A 16,422-nucleotide genomic window follows, 5' to 3' on the forward strand; every position below is an offset into this window, starting at 1 on the left:
CGGACGTCCTCGTAGGATGTGCCGGTGCTGCCGAAGATCCTGCTGTTCTACCGCTTCGTGCCGCTGGCCGACCCCGAGTCCGTGCGGCTGTGGCAGCGCGAGCTGTGCGAGTCGCTGGGCCTGCGCGGGCGCCTGCTGATCTCGGAGCACGGGGTGAACGGCACGCTGGGCGGCGGGATGGACGCCCTGAAGCGCTACGTCCGCCGCACCCGTGAGCACTCGGCCTTCCGCGGGCTCGAGGTGAAGTGGAGCGACGGCTCCGGGCTCGACGACGCTGGCCGCAGCCTCGACTTCCCCGGTCTCTCGGTGAAGGTGCGCGACGAGATCGTCTCGTTCGGCGCGCCCGACGAGCTGCGGGTCGACGCCGACGGGGTCGTCGGGACGGCGCCGCGGCTCGACCCGGACCAGCTGGACGCCCTGGTCGCCGAGCGCGACGACGTGGTGCTCTTCGACGGCCGCAACGCCTTCGAAGCCGAGATCGGCAGGTTCGAGGGGGCGATCGTGCCGGGGGTCTCCAGCACCCGCGAGTTCGTCGAGCAGCTCGACGCCGGCGTCTACGACCACCTCAAGGGCCGGCCCGTCGTCACGTACTGCACCGGCGGCATCCGCTGCGAGGTGCTGTCGAGCCTGATGACGGCGCGCGGCTTCGGCGAGGTGTACCAGCTCGACGGCGGCGTCGTCCGCTACGCCGAGGCGCGGCGCGACCGCGGGCTGTGGAAGGGGGCCCTGTACGTCTTCGACGGCCGCGGCTCCGTCTCCTTCTCCCCCGACGCCGAGGTGCTCGGCCGCTGCACCTCGTGCGCCGCGCCGACCAGCCGGATGCGCAACTGCACCGACCTCTCCTGCCGCGCCCAGCTCGTGGTGTGCGCGGACTGCGATGCGGCGGCCTGCGCCGCGCACGCGGGCCCTACGCTCGTGCCATGAGCATCGAAGCGCGCGGACGCACCCTCGTCGACCTCCACACCGCCCCCGAGCTGCTGCAGGTGGTGAACGTCTGGGACGTGATCAGCGCGACCACGATCGCCGCACTCCCGGAGACCCGGGCGCTCGCGACCGCCAGCCACTCCATCGCGGCGGCGTTCGGCTACGAGGACGGCGAGCGGATCCCGCTGGAGCTGCACCTGGGCATGATCGAGCGCATCGTCGCCGCCGTCGAGGTCCCGGTCTCGGCCGACCTCGAGGCGGGCTACGGCGACGCGGGCGAGACGGTCCGGCGCGCGATCGGGATCGGCGTCGTGGGCGCGAACCTCGAGGACCAGGCGAAGCCGCTCCCGGAGGCGCTGCGAGCGGTCGAGAAGGCCGTCGCCGCGGCCGAGGAGGAGGCGGTGCCCTTCGCGCTCAACGCCCGCACGGACGTGCTCCTCCGCGCCGGCGACCGCGACCGCGGCGAGGTCCTGGCCGACGCCGTCGAGCGCGGCCGCGCCTACCTCGACGCCGGCGCCACCTGCTTCTTCGTCCCCGGGCTGCTCCAGGACGCCGAGCTGGAGTCCCTCGTCGCCGCCCTCGGGCGGCAGCGCGTCAGCGTCATCGGCGTCCCCGGATCGCAGTCCCCCGCCCGCTTCGAGGAGCTCGGGCTGGCCCGCGTCTCCTACGGTCCGTGGACGCAGCGCGTCGCCCTGACGGCGCTCCAGGACGCGGCCGCCGCCCTCTACTCCGGCGGATCGCTCCCCGAGGGCACCCGGCCCCTGAACTGACCGCCCGGCCGCGGGCCCGCGGGCGTAGCGTGGGCCCATGTACCGAGCCATCGTCGTCGAGCGGCACTCCGACTCCGACACCGACACCCCCAACCGAGCCCGCCTCCTCGAGCGCGACGATCCCGACCGCTCGCACGGCGACGTGTCGATCGCCGTCGAGTACTCGAGCGTCAACTACAAGGACGCCCTGGCGCTGGCGGGGCGGCCCGGGATCGTGCGCCGCACCCCGCTCGTCGCCGGCATCGACCTGGTCGGCACCGTGGAGTACGCGGACGGCGAGGCGGGCGAGCGCTTCGACTCCGGCGACCGGGTGGTGCTCAACGGCGCCGGCCTCGGCGAGCGCCACGACGGCGGGCTCGCCGAGCGGGCGCGTGTCGACTCCGCGTCGCTGCTCCGGCTGCCCGGCGCGATCTCGGCGGCACGGGCCGGAGCGATCGGCACCGCGGGCTTCACGGCGATGCTGGCCGTGCTGGCGCTCGAGCGGCACGGCGTGCGGCCGGGCAGCGGTCCCGTCCTGGTGACGGGGGCCTCGGGAGGCGTGGGGTCGCTCGCCGTCGCGCTCCTGGCGCGCCTGGGCCACGAGGTCGTCGCCTCGACCGGCCGGCTCGGCGAGCACGGCGCTCTGCTCCAGCGCTTGGGCGCCTCCGACGTCATCGACCGCGCCGAGCTGCAGGAGGGCGGGAAGCCGCTGCAGTCCGAGCGCTGGGCGGGAGCGGTGGACTCCGCCGGCTCGCACACGCTCGCGAACGCCCTCGCGCAGACGCGGTGGGGCGGCACCGTGGCGGCGTGCGGTCTCGCGCAGGGCCCGGACCTGCCGGTGAGCGTGATGCCGTTCATCCTGCGCGGAGTGACGCTGGCCGGCATCAACTCGGTGGAGGCGCCGCGCAAGCTCCGCGAGGAGGCCTGGCGCCGCCTCGCTCACGACCTCGACCTGGAGCTGCTCGACGAGCTGACGACGACGGTGCCGCTCGGCGGGGCGGTCGACGCGGCCGAGGACGTGCTCGCGGGCCGCTCGCACGGTCGGACTGTGGTGGACGTCCGCGCCTGACGGTTCGGCCTCGCCGGAGGGCGTCCGCCCGCCTCGAGCGTGGAGGAGGGGGCGCCTGGGCCGGCGCTGCGGGGCGGCTGCTCGTGCGGCGGTGCGCTACTCCGCGGCCTCGGTGGCGCCGCTCGGCTCGGCCGACGCGTGACCGACGGAGGAGTCGGGGCGCGCGGAGCGGGGCTTCGCCGGCGTGCGGGGCTTCGGCGCGGGCTTCGCGGCCGGCCCCGGCTTCGCGGGGGCGGGCTCGGCGGACTCGGATCCGGCGGGCTTCGGCTCGGCGGGCTTCGATCCCGCGGACTTTTTCTCGGCGGGCTTCGGCTCCGCGGGCTTCGGCTCGGCGGGCTTCACCGGGGCTGCGGAGTCGATCGGCTCGGAGCCGATGACGTCCACGGGCGCGGACCCCCCGGACCCGGCCCGCGTGCTCGCGGCGGTCCGAGCACTCGTCTTCGGAGCGGCCTTCGGGCTCTTCGGAGCGGCCCCCGCTGCTGACTCCGTCGGAGCCGCGACGTCCTCCGCGGCGCCGTCCGCCTCCGGAGCCGCGGTCGCCGCTGTCGCCGCGCTCCCGCCGCTCGCCACCTCCTGACCCTCGACCACCGTCGCCGGACCCGCCGCCTCCGCGGCCACGGCCGCGGCCTCCGCCGCCTTCGCCTTCTTCTTCGCGCGCTTCTCCGCGGCGGCCGCCTGGGCCCGCTCCGCCTGCTCGGCGACCTCGGGGACGATCACGAGGTCGTCGGTCTCGATCACGGGGATCGCCGCGGTCGTCGTCCCCAGCTGGAGGGCCGCGATCAGCTCGGGAGCGTGCTTGGTGCTCACGATCAGGCGGGAGTAGTCCTCGTCGACCAGGTCGATCACGACGGCCGAGGCGGTGCGCTTGATCAGCAGGAAGTCCTTGCCGCCGTGGAACTTCCACGTGCCGGCCGCGAGCGTGAGCGGCACCGCGGTGCCCGGCGCGCGGATGCCCCGCACCCAGATCCAGGGGTCCTCGGTGACCGTCGCCGAGCGGATGCTCGACCGGTCGACGACGACGTCGCTGCGGTGGAACGCGAGCAGTCGCTCGGCCGCGGTGAGGCGGAGTTCGAGGCGGTCGGGGAGCACGGTCACGACGGGCATGCCTCTAGTCTGCCCCGCCGCCCGCCGCCGGGTCAGCGCCGGATCGCACAACGATGCCCCGCCGCCCGCGTGGGTGGCAGCATGGTCGGATGCCGATGGATCCGGACGAGGCGCGCCTCCTCGACGCGCTGCTGGCCGAGCGGCAGGCCGAGACGCGCGACGAGGCGGCCCGGCTCGAGGCCTCGCTGGCCGAGCTCCTGCGCGACCGTGCCGACGGCACCGCCGATGACGAGCACGACCCGGAGGGCACGCCGCTCTCGGCCGAGTGGTCGCGGATGGCCGGAGTCCGCGACGCTCTCGCCCGCACGGCGCGCGAGCTCGACGCCGCTCGCACCCGCCTCGGCACCGGCGGCTACGGGGACTGCGCCTCGTGCGGCCGCCCGATCGGAGCCGCCCGCCTCGCCGCCCGGCCCACGGCCGAGCTCTGCATCGACTGCGCCCGGCTGGCGGAGTCGCGCATCCGCTGACGCCCCGCGAGACGAGCCTGCGGCGAGCCCTCCGCCTGAAGGCCCCCACAGATCCCGGCGTGCGGAAACCCGGTTTCTCCTGCGAGCATTCACATCCGGTCGCGTCCCTCGAACAGGTCTGACGGACCACCCCTCCCCCCCCTGCTCGAAAGGCACTCCTGCGATGACCGAGACGTCGACCGCCCGATCGACCGGCGCCCCTCCCGCCCCCGACAAGCGCGCCTGGCGCTCGCTGATCGTCCTGCTCGCGGGCATGTTCATCGCCCTGCTCGACACGACCATCGTGAACGTGGCGCTGCCCACCATCCGCACCACGCTCGACGCCTCCGAGTCGACGCTCTCCTGGATCATCTCCGGCTACGCCCTCGCGTTCGGCCTCGCCCTGATCCCCGCCGGCCGCCTCGGCGACCGCTTCGGGCACAAGTGGGTCTTCGTCAGCGGCATCGCCCTCTTCACCGTCGCCAGCTTCGCGTGCGGACTGGCCGCGGACGACACCCAGCTCGTCATCGCCCGCATCGTGCAGGGCCTGGCGGGCGGCGTCTTCGTCCCGGCGGTCAACGCCTACATCCAGCTCCTCTTCCGCGGCCCCTCGCGCGGCAAGGCCTTCGCGGTGATGGGCGCGGTCCTCGGCGTCTCGTCGGCGCTCGGCCCGATCATCGGCGGCCTGATCATCCAGGCCTTCGGCGACGAGAACGGCTGGCGCCTGGTCTTCTGGGTGAACCTGCCCATCGGCGTCGCGACCCTGATCGCCGCCGCGGTCCTCCTCCCCGCCCGCCGCGACCTCGAGGCCGGCGACCGCGCCCCGAGCGGAGGCGTCGACTGGCTCGGCCTCGTGCTCGTCTCCGGCGGCCTGGTCGCCCTGCTCGTCCCGCTCATCCAGGGCGAGGACGAGGGCTGGCCGCTGTGGACCTTCCTCTCGATCGCCGGCGGTGTCCTGCTCCTCGCCGCGTTCGGCGCCTGGGAGGTCCTCCACGTCCGCCGCGGCCGCGCTCCCCTGGTGCCGCCGTCGCTGTTCCGCCACCCGGCCTTCACCGGAGGCGTGATCCTCGCGCTGGTCTACTTCGCGGCCTTCACGAGCATCTTCTTCACCATCTCGCTGCTCTGGCAGTCGGGCCTCGGCCACACCGCGCTCGAGTCGGGCCTGGTGTCGATCCCCTTCGCGATCGGCAGCATCATCAGCTCCTCGCAGAGCAACCGGATGACCGCGCGCCTGGGCCGCAACGTCCTGGTGATGGGCAGCGGACTCCTCGCCGTCGGGCTCGGCTGGGTCTGGCTGGTGCTGCTGACCGCGACCCCGGACTCGATCAGCAACTGGCAGCTCCTGCCGCCGCTGCTGATCGCGGGCCTCGGCAACGGCTTCTTCATCGCCCCGAACGTGCAGTTCATCGTCTCGACCGTCGACCCGCAGGACGCGGGCGCGGCGAGCGGCGTGATCTCGGCGATCCAGCGCATCGGCTCGGCCGTGGGCATCGCGGTCATCGGCAGCGTGCTGTTCGGGAGCCTCGTCATCACGGGTCCGGACACGGTCGCCTCGGGCTTCCTCGACGCCGCGGCTCCCGCGATGCTCCTCAGCACCCTGATGGCGGTCGCCGCCTTCGCGCTGGTGTTCGTGCTGCCGAAGTCGGTCTCGCGCCGGGGCTGAGGGCCCCTGCCCGGTCGCCGCACGCCGGCGGCCGGGCGCGCGAGGCGCCCGCCGCCCGGAGCTATGGTGCGGCGGGCGCCTCCCGACTGATCTGCGGGTGGCCCCGGAGCCTACGCCCGAGCGGCCGCCGCGGCCTTCGCCGCCGCCGGCAGTGCGTCCACGATCCGCCCGATCGCCGCGTCGTCGTGCGCGGCCGAGACGAACCAGGCCTCGTACACCGACGGCGGCAGCGAGACGCCCGCGTCGAGCATCGCGTGGAAGAACGCCGGGTAGCGGAACGACTCCTGCGCCTGGACCTCGGCGTAGTCGCGCACCGGCCGGCCCAGGTCCGTGAACATGAAGCTGAAGAGGCTCCCGGCCGTCTGCACAGTGTGCGCGACGCCCTCGGCCGTCAGCGCCGCCGACACCTCGCGCTGGAGAGTCAGCGCCGTGGCGTCCAGCGAGGCGTAGACCGCGTCGTCGGCCAGCTGCAGCGTCCGGATGCCCGCGGCCACCGCGACCGGGTTCCCGGAGAGGGTGCCCGCCTGGTACACCGGCCCGAGCGGCGCCAGGTGGTCCATGACGTCCGCACGGCCGCCGAGAGCCGCGACCGGCATCCCTCCGCCGATGACCTTGCCGAAGGTGTAGAGGTCGGCCCGGTACGGAGCCTCGGCGCCGCGGTTCTCGAGCCCCCACCAGCCGCCGGCGCTCACGCGGAAGCCGGTCAGCACCTCGTCGATGATCAGCAGCGATCCGTTCGCGTGCACGAGCTCGGCGAGGGCCGCGTTGAAGCCCGGGTCCGGAGCGACCACGCCCATGTTGGCGGCCGCGGCCTCGGTGATGACCGCCGCGATGTCGGCGCCACGCTCGGCCAGGACCGCGCGCACCGCCTCGAGGTCGTTGTACGGCAGCACGATCGTCTGGGCCGCGGTCGCGGCCGTGACGCCGGCGGAGGCGGGCAGCGAGAGGGTCGCGAGACCGGAGCCGGCATCGGCGAGCAGCCCGTCGGAGTGGCCGTGGTAGTGGCCGGAGAACTTGATCAGCAGGTCGCGGCCGGTGACGCCGCGGGCGAGGCGGATCGCCGTCATCGTCGCCTCGGTGCCGGTGGAGACCAGGCGGAGCTTCTCGATCGGCGAGACTCCCCCGGCCGTGATCCGCGCCTCGACCAGCTCGGCGAGATCCGTCTCGGCGGGAGTGGACGCGCCGAACGAGAGACCCCGGGCGGCCGCCTCCTGCACGGCCGCGACGACCTCGGGGTGCGCGTGCCCGAGGACGGCGGGGCCCCAGGAGCAGACGAGGTCGACGTACTCGCGCCCGTCCGCGTCCGTGATGTACGGGCCGGCGGCCGAGACCATGAAGCGCGGGGTCCCGCCGACCGAGCGGAACGCTCTGACGGGCGAGTTGACGCCTCCGGGGATCGCGTGCCGGGCACGCTCGTACAGGGTGTCGTTCGCCGAGGTGGTCACCTCTCCAGGGTACGCGCGCCGCCCGGCGCCCTCGCGCCGGAGGAGCGCTTTCGGACGAGATGCCGAGGCTCGCTCCCAGGAGGAGGAGCGGCTACTTCAGCAGGTCGCGAGCGATCTCGACGGCCCAGTAGGTGAGAACCGCATCGGCCCCCGCGCGGAGGATCCCCGTGACCGACTCCAGGATCGCCGGCTCGCGCGAGATCCAGCCGTTCGCGGCGGCGGCCTCGATCATCGCGTACTCCCCCGACACCTGGTACGCCCAGACCGGCACGTCCGAGACGGAGGCGACGTCCGAGAGCACGTCGAGGTAGCTCATGGCCGGCTTCACCATCACCACGTCGGCGCCCTCGGCGAGGTCGAGGGTCGCCTCGCGCAGGCCCTCGCGGCGGTTCGCCGGGTCCTGCTGGTAGGTGCGGCGATCGCCCTCGAGCGTGGACTGCACGGCCTCGCGGAACGGACCGTAGAAGCTGGAGGCGTACTTCGCCGAGTACGCGAGGATCGCGGTGTCCAGGTGCCCGGCGCCGTCGAGAGCGGCGCGGATCGCTCCGACCTGGCCGTCCATCATCCCCGAGAGCCCGAGCAGGTGGGAGCCGGCCTCGGCCTGGGCGAGCGCCATCTCCTCGTAGCGGAGGAGCGTGGCGTCGTTGTCGACGCGCCCGCGGTCGTCGAGCACACCGCAGTGGCCGTGGTCGGTGAACTCGTCCAGGCACAGGTCGGTCTGCACGACCAGCGCGTCGCCGACCTCCTCCACGACGACCCGCGTCCCGGCGTTGAGCACGCCGTCGGGGTCGGTCGCACCGGAGCCGACCGCGTCGCGCGTGGTCGGCACGCCGAACAGCATCACACCGCCGATCCCCGCCTCGGCCGCCTCCGTCACCGCTCCGCGGACGCTGTCCAGCGAGTGGTGCATCACCCCCGGCATCGACCCGATCGGCCGGGCCTCGGTGATCCCCTCGGCCACGAAGAGGGGCAGGATCAGCTGCGCCGGGTGGATGCGCGTCTCCTGGACGAGACGGCGGAGTGCGGGGGTCGTGCGGAGGCGGCGCGGGCGGATGGCAGTCATGTCCTCCAGCGTAATCCCGCCCCGCCGAGCACCTCCCGGGAGCGCGGACGCCCCACCCGGTGGAGGTGCTCCGGACGCAGGACCTCAGCCGAGAGGCGGGTCCCCGGCCTGTGGGGCGAGGCCCGCCCCTCCCGGCCGACGTCGCGCTGGGGAGGCGGCTCAGCGGGGAGCGCGCTCCGTGGCGACGGCGGCGACCGCGTCGATGAGGGAGGAGGCCGAGCGCTCGTCGGCGACGACGTCGACGCGCAGGCCGAAGGCGCGGGCGTCCTTCGCGGTCTGCGGGCCGATCGCGGCGACGAGGATCGACTCGGGCACCGGGCCGAGCTGCTTCTGGACCTGCTCCGCGACGCTGCCCGAGGTGACGAGGATCGCGTGCACGGCTCCGCCGGCGACATCCGCCACGACGCGCTCCTCCACCGGGACGCCGACCGTGCGGTAGGCGACCACGGAGCGCACGTCGTGCCCGATGCGGGTGAGGCCCTCGGTGAGCAGCGGCTTGGCGATCTCGGACCGCAGCGTCAGCACGCGCAGGGGGTGTCGGCCGCCGGTGGCCTCCTCCCACTCGGCCAGGAGGCCGCGGGCGGAGTTGTCCTCGGAGGGGACGAGGTCGACGGAGTACCCGGCGGCGACGAGCGCGGCCGCCGTGGTCTCGCCGACCGCCGCCACCTTGGTGCTCGCGGGCACGGTGGTGCGCAGGAGGGACAGGACGTCGACCGTGGTGGCGCTCGTGACGGTCATCCAGTCGAAGGCGCCGGCCTCGAGGTCGGCGAGGGCCTGCTCGAGCGCCGGGAAGTCGTCGGTCGGCGCGAAGTTGATCATCGGAGCGACGACGGGCGAGGCTCCCTTGGCACGGAGAGCGGCGGCGACACCGTCCCCCCACGGGCCTCCGCGGGGGACGAGGATGCGCCACCCCTGCAACGGCTTCTCCCACTGGGAGTAGGCGGCGGGGACGATCACGAAGGGGCTCCCAGGGGTGCGAGTTCGGCGGCACCCGCACCGAGAAGCGCGTCAGCGAGCAGAGAGCCGCAACGGAACGCGGCTTCGACGACGGGCAGTTCGCGACCACCATACTGCGGATCCGCCCGGTGTCGACCACCGCCGACCGAACCGTTATCGACCGGCTCCGCGACCTCCCGTGCGAGGGACGCCGTGCCGTCGACGGCGAAGACCACGCCGTGCAGGACCACGCGGTCCTCCTCGACGACCGCGGAGGCTCCGATCGGAGCGGCGCACCCGGCCTCGAGGGAGGCGAGGAGCGACCGCTCGGCCGTGATCGCCGCGCGGGTCGGCACGTGCTCGACCGCGGCGAGAGCGGCACGCAGCTCCTCCGACGGCTCCTCGTCGCGCACCTCGATGGCCAGCGCTCCCTGACCGGGGGCGTGCGGGGAGACGTCGAAGCCGAGCACCTCGGTGATCGCGTCGACCCGGCCGAGGCGGCGCAGGCCGGACAGGGCGAGCACGATCGCGTCCAGCGGCGAGTCGCTGCCGGGCAGCACCCTCCGGAGCCTGGTGTCGATGTTGCCGCGGATGTCCACGACCTCGAGGTCCGGACGGGCGGCCAGCAGCGCCGCGCGCCGGCGGGGCGAGCCCGTGCCCACGCGGGCGCCGACCGGCAGGGTCGCCAGGGTGAGCCCGTCGCGGGCGCAGAGCGCGTCGCGCGGGTCCTCCCGCTCGGGGACCGCTCCGAGCAGCAGGCCCTCCACCGGAGCGGTGGGCAGGTCCTTCAGCGAGTGCACGATCGCATCGCAGCGCCCGGCGAGCAGCGCGTCGCGCAGGGCGCTGACGAACACGCCGGTGCCGCCGAGGGAGGCGAGCGAGCCGCGCATGCGGTCGCCGTCCGACTCGATGCGCACCAGCTCCACGGGGACCCCCGCGGCGGCCGACATCAGATCGGCCGTCATCCGGGTCTGCGCCACCGCGAGCGCGCTCGCGCGGGTGCCGACTCTGATGCTCACGACAGACGACTCCTCATCACGGTGCGACCCCCGCCAGGGCGGGCTTGAACCCCGCTCGCACGTTCTCGCAGCAGCCGGGGCGGCAGACGTCGTACCAGGGGCCGAGCGCCGTCATCGAGGGCCGGTCCTCGGTCGGCACGCCGTTGACGCGCTCGAGGACCAGGTCGATCAGGCCGGAGACGTAGACCGGGTCCGTGCCGGGGGTCGCGACGCGGAGCGCGACGAGTCCGTGCTCCTCCGAGGTCTCGAGGGCCTCGTTGTCGAGGTCCCACATGACCTCCATGTGGTCGGACACGAAGCCGAGCGGGACGATCAGCAGCGCGCGGCGGCCGCGGGCCGGCAGCTCCGCGATGGCGTCGTTGATGTCCGGCTCGAGCCAGGGCTGGGTGGGCGGGCCGGAGCGCGACTGGTAGACCAGCTGCCAGGGCACGTCCTCGTCCGTGGCGGCGGCCATGACGACCTCGGCGACGGCGAGGTGCTGCGCCTCGTAGGCGCCGCCCGGTCCGAACTCGTGCACGTCGACGACGGTGCCGTCGTCGTGGCGCTCGTGGGGTCCGCTGCGCTCGGCGTCGGCCATGGGGATCGAGTGCGTCGAGAACAGCACCTCCACCTCGGACGTGACATCGAGGTCGGGCATCCGCTCGCGCAGCTCGTCGAGCCCGTCGTGGACGGCCTTGACGAACGGCATGACGAAGCCGGGGTGGTCGAAGAACTGGCGCACCTTGTCGATCCGCAGCTCGCCCTCGAGGCCGGTCGCGTCGAGCGCCGCCGCGTAGTCCTCGCGGTACTGCCTGCAGGACGAGAAGGAGGAGTACGCGCTGGTGGCGATGGCGAGCAGGTTGGTGAACCCGCGCTCCTTCGCCTCGGCGACGGCCTCGCTCATGTAGGGCGCCCAGTTGCGGTTGCCCCAGAGCACGGGGAGGTCGATGCCGCGGTTCGCGAGCTCGGCCTCGAGCGCCTTCTTCAACGCGCGGTTCTGCGCGTTGATCGGGCTGACGCCGCCGAAGTGGCGGTAGTGGTGGGCGACCTCCTCGAGGCGCTCCTCCGGGATGCCGCGGCCGCGGGTGACGTTGCGGAGGAACGGGATGACGTCGTCCTGACCCTCGGGCCCGCCGAAGCCGGCGAGGAGGATCGCGTCGTACGCCACGGGGACCTCGACGTGCTCGGGGCCGGACGCCGCCGCGGGGGTGGCCCCGCGGACGAGGATCGGCTCGCTGGTCGTGTCGCTCATCGGAGCACCTCGGCGATCTGGTCGGCGTCGATGCGCCGTCCTGTGTAGAAGGGGACTTCCTCGCGCACGTGGCGGCGGGCCTCGGTGGCGCGCAGGTCGCGCATGAGGTCGACGAGGTTGACGAGCTCCTCGTCCTCGAGGGCGAGGATCCACTCGTAGTCGCCGAGCGAGAACGAGGCGACCGTGTTGGTCAGGACGGAGCGGAACCGCGAGCCCTGGCGCCCGTGCTGGGCGAGCATCGCGCGACGCTCCTCCTCGGGGAGGATGTACCACTCGTAGGAGCGGACGAAGGGGTAGACCGTGAGCCAGCGGGCCGGCGCCTTCCCGCGCATGTAGGCGGGGAGGTGGTTCGAGCTGAACTCGGCGTCGCGGTGCACGCCCATCGCGTTCCACGTCGGCAGGAGGCCGACCAGCAGCTCCGTGCGCCGCAGCTCGCGGTAGGCCCGCTGCAGCTCCTCGGGCGCCGGGCCCGTGAGCCACAGCATGATGTCGGCGTCGGCGCGCAGGGCCGAGACGTCGTAGGTGCCGCGGACGGTCACGCCCTCGCCCTCGAGCTGGGCGACGAGGTGCTCGTACTGCTTCACCGCGGGATCCACGGCGTCGCTGGAGAGGGTGAACGGACGTGCGGGATCCCTGCGGAGAACCGCCCAGAGCGTGTATCCCAGGGCCTGATCGGAGTGATCCTGATCGGCGGGGGGCTGCGGCGCCGGAGCGGCGGCGCTCGTGTCGGGGGCGGACTGAACGGGACCCGCCGTGCCGGCGGTCTGATCGGTCATTGATCCATCATCCCTCCGCTCGTGCCGATGCACAAAAGCGGCGGGGGCTCTGGCGCCGGAGGGCCCGGGACGCTAGCGCCCCCGGCCCTCCGGCGCTCAGTCCTCGATGATCTGCTTCGCGACGCCCCAGACGACGAGGCCCACGGCGGCGGCGGCGCCGACCGCTCCGGCGATCAGCGCGGAGGGGTTCTGGCGGCGCACGACCTGGAGCTTGCGCTCGATCGTCCGCTGGGCGGTACGCACCTTGCGCGGCACGTTGACCTTGTACTCGATGGCGTCGAGGGTCGCGGCGAGCTCGGAGCGAGCGCGCTCGATGTCGGCCTTCAGCTGGCCGGGCTTCAGCTCCGCCGGGTCGACGAAGCGGGGCGTGGTGCTGCTGACGGATCGCTCAGTTGTCATAGCTGCCCACTCCCTTGAACGCCTGGACGTCCTTCTTGATGCTGTCGATCGAGTCCTGCGGCACCGGCGGCACGGCCTTCTTGATGGTGCGCACGCCGACGAGGGCGAGGATCACGGCCACCAGGAGGAAGAAGACCGTCACGATCAGCGCCGACAGCCAGGCCGGCAGCCAGGAGGCGATGCCGATGATCGCGAAGGCGACCAGCGTCGCCCACGCGGTCAGGAGGAGGAAGGCCGCGACCGCGAACAGGCCGACGGCCAGACCCGCGCTCTTCGCCTTGCCCGCCAGCTCGTTCTTCAGCGAGGCGACCTCGGCCTTGACGAGCTCGATCACGAGGCCGGGCAGGTCGCTGACCAGCTCTCCCAGTGATCGGGCGTTCTTGGGATTGCGTTCGTTCACCACGGGAGCTCCTCGAGGGTGGGACGTGCCGGCCGGCGCGCGCCTGGCACGGCCGGAGGGATGAGCACTAGGCCCTGCTGGTGGAGGTGGACGTCGTCGACCCGCCGGAGCCGGCCGACGCCGCGGCCTCGTCGACCTTCGAGGCCGCCTTGCGGGCGGCCGCCGACGCCTCCGCGTCGCTCGCTCCCTGGGCCTTCCTGCCGCCGGACACGGCCTTGACGACCACCGAGCGCACGACCTCGTACGCCTTGTCCGAGACGCTGCTCAGCTGGGTCTTCGCGGCACCGCCGACGGCGCCCGCGACGTCCTGCACCGGCTGGGTCCGCCAGAAGCGGCCTGCCGCCGAGGCGATCTGCTCGTACCGCTTGCGGCCGGCGCGTGCTCCCAGCACGTACCCGGCTGCGGCTCCTGCCACGAAAAGAATCTTGCCCTTCACGCCTACTCCTCGTCCTGGGTCGCTCTCGCGATCGTCCACGCGGTCGGTGACCACTCGTGCCGGGGCACGCCGCGCGCTCGCGCGGATGCCTGGGCCTAAGAGTAGCCGTCGGCGTCGTGGGCGTCGCTCGGCAGCCCGACTCCTTGACGCACCAGTCGGCGCCGGATAAGGGCGGCCGTCTCGGCGGCGTGCGGGAGCACCGAGGCGAGGCCCGTGCCCGCGATCCAGGTGCCGGTCACGGCGACTCCCTCGATCGGGAGGAGCGCCTCGCGGAACGCCTCCAGGTGCGCGCGGCGGCCGAGCGCCGCGGCGGGCCGGACGTTGGCCCAGCGCACCCGGGCGGAGTCGACGAGCGAGGCCGGATCGAGGGCGAGTCCGAGCAGCGTCGAGGCGTCGAGCAGGGCGATCGCCGCCGCCTCGGCATCGGTGCGCCCCTCGAGCGGCGGGCGCTCGCCCGGGCGCCCGTAGGAGAGGCGCAGCACGTGGCGCCCGGGAGGGAGGGAGGCGGCCAGCCAGTCCCACTTCGCGGTCGCGTGCGTGATCGCCTTGGCCGTGACGTCGGTGGCGGTGGGCGCCACGAGCACACCGGAGCCGCGGGGGGCTGCGTCCAGGCGGGCGTCGTCGAGGACGAGGGTCACCAGCTCGACGGAGTCGTGGGGCGCCTCGTCGGCGCGCTCCGCGACGGCGGGGGCGAGGCCGGCCAGCAGCGCCCGGGCGTCGCGCTCCGGCGTCGAGACGATCACCGCTCGGGCGCTCAGAGTGCCGTCGGCGAGGGTCAGGACGAAGTCCCCGTCGGAGCCCTCGAGCCGCTGCACGGAGGCGCCGGTGCGGATCTCGCCGGAGAGGTAGTCGATCCGCTGGACCAGCGCGGCGACCAGGCGGTGCATCCCGCCCTCGAGCCCGCGGACCGCGACTCCGGCCGGGAGGTTCGCGCGGAGGGCGGCCACTGCCCGGGCGAGGGAGCCCGCGCGGGTGAGCGCGCCGTTCAGTCCGGGTGCGGCCAGGTCGACGTCGATGTCGTCCGGCCGGCTCGAGTAGACGCCGGAGACGACCGGCGCGACCAGGTCCTCGAGCACGCGCTCGCCCATCCGGGTGCGCACCAGCTCGGCGAGGGAGTGCGCGCGGCCGATGCGCAGCACCGGCATCAGGGTGTCGAGCCAGGCGCGCCACGCGCCGCGGCGGCCGATCGCCCGCACGACGTCGGGGGCGAGCGGCGTGCCGGGGATGCCGAGGATGCCTGCCCGGGGCGACGGCACGGAGCGGCCGCCCGAGAGGTGCAGCCACGAGCCGTGCGTCCGGGGCTCGACGATCGACTCGGCGAGCGGGACGCCGTCGAGGGTCAGCGCGGCGAGCGCCCGCTCGACGTGGCCGCCGCGGGTGGCGAAGCTCTCGGCGCCCGCGTCGAGCGCGGCTCCGGCCAGGGCGAGCGGAGAGACGGAGCCGCCGACCCGCTCCCCCGCCTCGAGCACCACGACGCGCAGGCCGATGCGCAGGCACTCCGCGGCGGCGGCGAGCCCCGCCACTCCGCCGCCGACGACCGCGACGTCGTACGACGCGGCGTCGCGGGGGCGCTCCTCGCTCACGGCCGCCAGGCGTGCACGAACGCGACGAGGCGCGTGAGCACGTCGGGGTCGGTCTCGGGCGGTACGCCGTGGCCGAGGTTGAGCACGTGCGCGGGGGCGCTCAGGCCCCGGCGGAGCACGTCGTCGACGTGGGCCTCGAGGACCTCCCACGGCGCGGTCAGCAGCGCCGGGTCGACGTTGCCCTGCACCGGCACGAAGCCGCCGAGGCGGTGGTTGGCCTCGTCGAGCGGGATCCGGTAGTCGACGCCCACCACGTCGGCGCCGATGCCGTGCATCGCTCCGAGCAGCTCGCCGGTGCCGACGCCGAAGTGCACGATCGGGACGTTGCGGCGCGTCTCCCCGTGGTCGAACGCGAGGTCGCGCACGTGGACGAGGGCGCGCGCGGAGGCGGGAGCGACGTGGGTCGTGTAGTCCGAGAGCGAGAGCGCCCCGGCCCAGGAGTCGAAGAGCTGCGCGGCGCTGGCCCCGGCGAGCACCTGCGCCCGGAGGAAGCGGCCGGTGACCTCGGCGGTCCACTCCATCAGCTGAGCCCAGGCGGCGGGGTCGGCGTGCATCATCGTCCGCGCGCGCAGGTGGTCCTTGGACGGGCCGCCCTCCACCAGGTAGGCGGCCAGGGTGAAGGGAGCGCCGGCGAAGCCGATGAGCGGTGTGTCGCCGAGGCCCGCGACGGTGCGGCGCACGCCCTCGCGGATGGGCTCGAGCGTCTCGTCGAGCACGGACGGGTCGATCGAGGCGAGCTCGGCGACGTCGGCGGCCGTGCGCACCGGCTTCTCGAGCACCGGACCGCGCCCGGGGACGATGTCGACGCCGACGCCCGCGAGCCGCAGCGGGATCACGATGTCGCTGAAGAAGATGGCCGCGTCCACTCCGTGGCGCCGCACCGGCTGCAGAGTGATCTCGCTCGCCAGCGCCGGGTCGAGGCAGGCGTCGAGCATCTTCGTGTCGGTGCGCAGGGCCCGGTACTCCGGGAGGCTGCGGCCGGCCTGGCGCATGAACCAGACGGGCGTCCTCTCGCCCCGCTCGGAGCGGTAGGCGCGCAGGAGCAGCGAGTCGGCCGTGCGGCCGGCGGAGAGGGGGTGCAGCGGATCGAGCAGGCCGTCGGTGGGGGAGGTCACCGCGGCATTATTCCAGGCGCATCCGTGCATTCCTCCCCAGTCCGGGGACCCCGCCCCGCAGAGC

General features: G+C 74.2%; 17 protein-coding genes. 5 read left to right on the top strand and 12 right to left on the bottom strand.

Annotation, left to right across the window (positions count from 1 at the left end; all coding sequences use genetic code 11):
* The first annotated feature begins 24 nt into the window (after positions 1 to 24).
* Genes C5C39_RS05230 through C5C39_RS05240 form a run of 3 tightly spaced genes read left to right on the top strand, consistent with a single transcriptional unit; the run spans position 25 to position 2,742 of the window.
* Positions 25 to 924 carry a rhodanese-related sulfurtransferase gene (locus C5C39_RS05230; RefSeq protein WP_104237631.1) on the top strand — a complete coding sequence of 300 codons (900 nt, stop codon included), beginning with the start codon at positions 25 to 27 and terminating at the stop codon, positions 922 to 924.
* The gene (locus C5C39_RS05235; RefSeq protein ID WP_104352833.1) at positions 921 to 1,694 is read left to right on the top strand and encodes an isocitrate lyase/phosphoenolpyruvate mutase family protein; all 774 of its coding nucleotides are present in this window, start codon (positions 921 to 923) and stop codon (positions 1,692 to 1,694) included. Before C5C39_RS05230 ends, C5C39_RS05235 begins: the two co-directional genes overlap by 4 nt.
* A gap of 37 nt (positions 1,695 to 1,731) precedes the next feature.
* Complete coding sequence (locus C5C39_RS05240) at positions 1,732 to 2,742, top strand: MDR family oxidoreductase (RefSeq protein ID WP_104226148.1); 1,011 nt, start codon at positions 1,732 to 1,734, stop codon at positions 2,740 to 2,742.
* A gap of 96 nt (positions 2,743 to 2,838) precedes the next feature.
* On the opposite strand, the gene C5C39_RS17935 is transcribed toward C5C39_RS05240, so the two are convergent.
* A complete protein-coding gene (locus C5C39_RS17935; protein ID WP_308471208.1) occupies positions 2,839 to 3,846 on the bottom strand; it encodes a hypothetical protein in 1,008 nt (335 codons plus the stop codon).
* 89 nt (positions 3,847 to 3,935) lie between these two features.
* On the opposite strand from C5C39_RS17935, the gene C5C39_RS05250 reads away from it, so the two are divergent.
* Together C5C39_RS05250 and C5C39_RS05255 are read left to right on the top strand one after the other, a co-directional pair.
* Positions 3,936 to 4,313, top strand: coding sequence for a TraR/DksA family transcriptional regulator (locus C5C39_RS05250; RefSeq protein ID WP_258059381.1), 378 nt, complete (start codon positions 3,936 to 3,938; stop codon positions 4,311 to 4,313).
* A 163-nt stretch (positions 4,314 to 4,476) separates the two neighbouring features.
* Positions 4,477 to 5,955 (top strand): MFS transporter, encoded by a 1,479-nt coding sequence (locus C5C39_RS05255; RefSeq protein WP_104257675.1) that lies wholly within the window; start codon positions 4,477 to 4,479, stop codon positions 5,953 to 5,955.
* 110 nt (positions 5,956 to 6,065) lie between these two features.
* Here the strand turns inward: C5C39_RS05255 and hemL are convergent, their stop codons facing one another.
* The 11 genes from hemL to hemE form a co-directional block, all read right to left on the bottom strand.
* Entirely contained in the window at positions 6,066 to 7,400 is a 1,335-nt protein-coding gene (gene hemL / locus C5C39_RS05260) for a glutamate-1-semialdehyde 2,1-aminomutase (RefSeq protein ID WP_104352834.1), read from the bottom strand.
* Positions 7,401 to 7,491: 91 nt separating this feature from the next.
* A complete protein-coding gene (gene hemB, locus C5C39_RS05265; RefSeq protein WP_104222875.1) occupies positions 7,492 to 8,463 on the bottom strand; it encodes a porphobilinogen synthase in 972 nt (323 codons plus the stop codon).
* A 159-nt stretch (positions 8,464 to 8,622) separates the two neighbouring features.
* A complete protein-coding gene (locus C5C39_RS05270; protein ID WP_104222950.1) occupies positions 8,623 to 9,417 on the bottom strand; it encodes a uroporphyrinogen-III synthase in 795 nt (264 codons plus the stop codon).
* Positions 9,417 to 10,418 carry a hydroxymethylbilane synthase gene (hemC, locus tag C5C39_RS05275; protein ID WP_104352835.1) on the bottom strand — a complete coding sequence of 334 codons (1,002 nt, stop codon included), beginning with the start codon at positions 10,416 to 10,418 and terminating at the stop codon, positions 9,417 to 9,419. Before hemC ends, C5C39_RS05270 begins: the two co-directional genes overlap by 1 nt.
* A gap of 16 nt (positions 10,419 to 10,434) precedes the next feature.
* Positions 10,435 to 11,649 carry a ferrochelatase gene (locus C5C39_RS05280; protein WP_104226143.1) on the bottom strand — a complete coding sequence of 405 codons (1,215 nt, stop codon included), beginning with the start codon at positions 11,647 to 11,649 and terminating at the stop codon, positions 10,435 to 10,437.
* Positions 11,646 to 12,425 carry a hydrogen peroxide-dependent heme synthase gene (gene hemQ / locus C5C39_RS05285; RefSeq protein ID WP_104233087.1) on the bottom strand — a complete coding sequence of 260 codons (780 nt, stop codon included), beginning with the start codon at positions 12,423 to 12,425 and terminating at the stop codon, positions 11,646 to 11,648. Before hemQ ends, C5C39_RS05280 begins: the two co-directional genes overlap by 4 nt.
* A 96-nt stretch (positions 12,426 to 12,521) precedes the next feature.
* Positions 12,522 to 12,824, bottom strand: coding sequence for a DUF3618 domain-containing protein (locus C5C39_RS05290; protein ID WP_104222879.1), 303 nt, complete (start codon positions 12,822 to 12,824; stop codon positions 12,522 to 12,524).
* A complete protein-coding gene (locus C5C39_RS05295; RefSeq protein ID WP_244229489.1) occupies positions 12,814 to 13,224 on the bottom strand; it encodes a phage holin family protein in 411 nt (136 codons plus the stop codon). Before C5C39_RS05295 ends, C5C39_RS05290 begins: the two co-directional genes overlap by 11 nt.
* A 67-nt stretch (positions 13,225 to 13,291) precedes the next feature.
* The gene (locus C5C39_RS05300) at positions 13,292 to 13,639 is read right to left on the bottom strand and encodes a YtxH domain-containing protein (RefSeq protein WP_146076886.1); all 348 of its coding nucleotides are present in this window, start codon (positions 13,637 to 13,639) and stop codon (positions 13,292 to 13,294) included.
* A gap of 116 nt (positions 13,640 to 13,755) precedes the next feature.
* The gene (locus tag C5C39_RS05305) at positions 13,756 to 15,243 is read right to left on the bottom strand and encodes an NAD(P)/FAD-dependent oxidoreductase (protein WP_258061392.1); all 1,488 of its coding nucleotides are present in this window, start codon (positions 15,241 to 15,243) and stop codon (positions 13,756 to 13,758) included.
* Positions 15,240 to 16,388, bottom strand: a complete 1,149-nt coding sequence (gene hemE, locus C5C39_RS05310) for a uroporphyrinogen decarboxylase (protein WP_104255341.1) — start codon at positions 16,386 to 16,388, stop codon at positions 15,240 to 15,242. The genes C5C39_RS05305 and hemE overlap by 4 nt, the downstream gene beginning before the upstream one ends.
* Between the last annotated feature and the right edge of the window lie 34 nt (positions 16,389 to 16,422).

This window comes from Rathayibacter sp. AY1F3 (assembly GCF_002931975.1).
Classification (GTDB): domain Bacteria; phylum Actinomycetota; class Actinomycetes; order Actinomycetales; family Microbacteriaceae; genus Rathayibacter.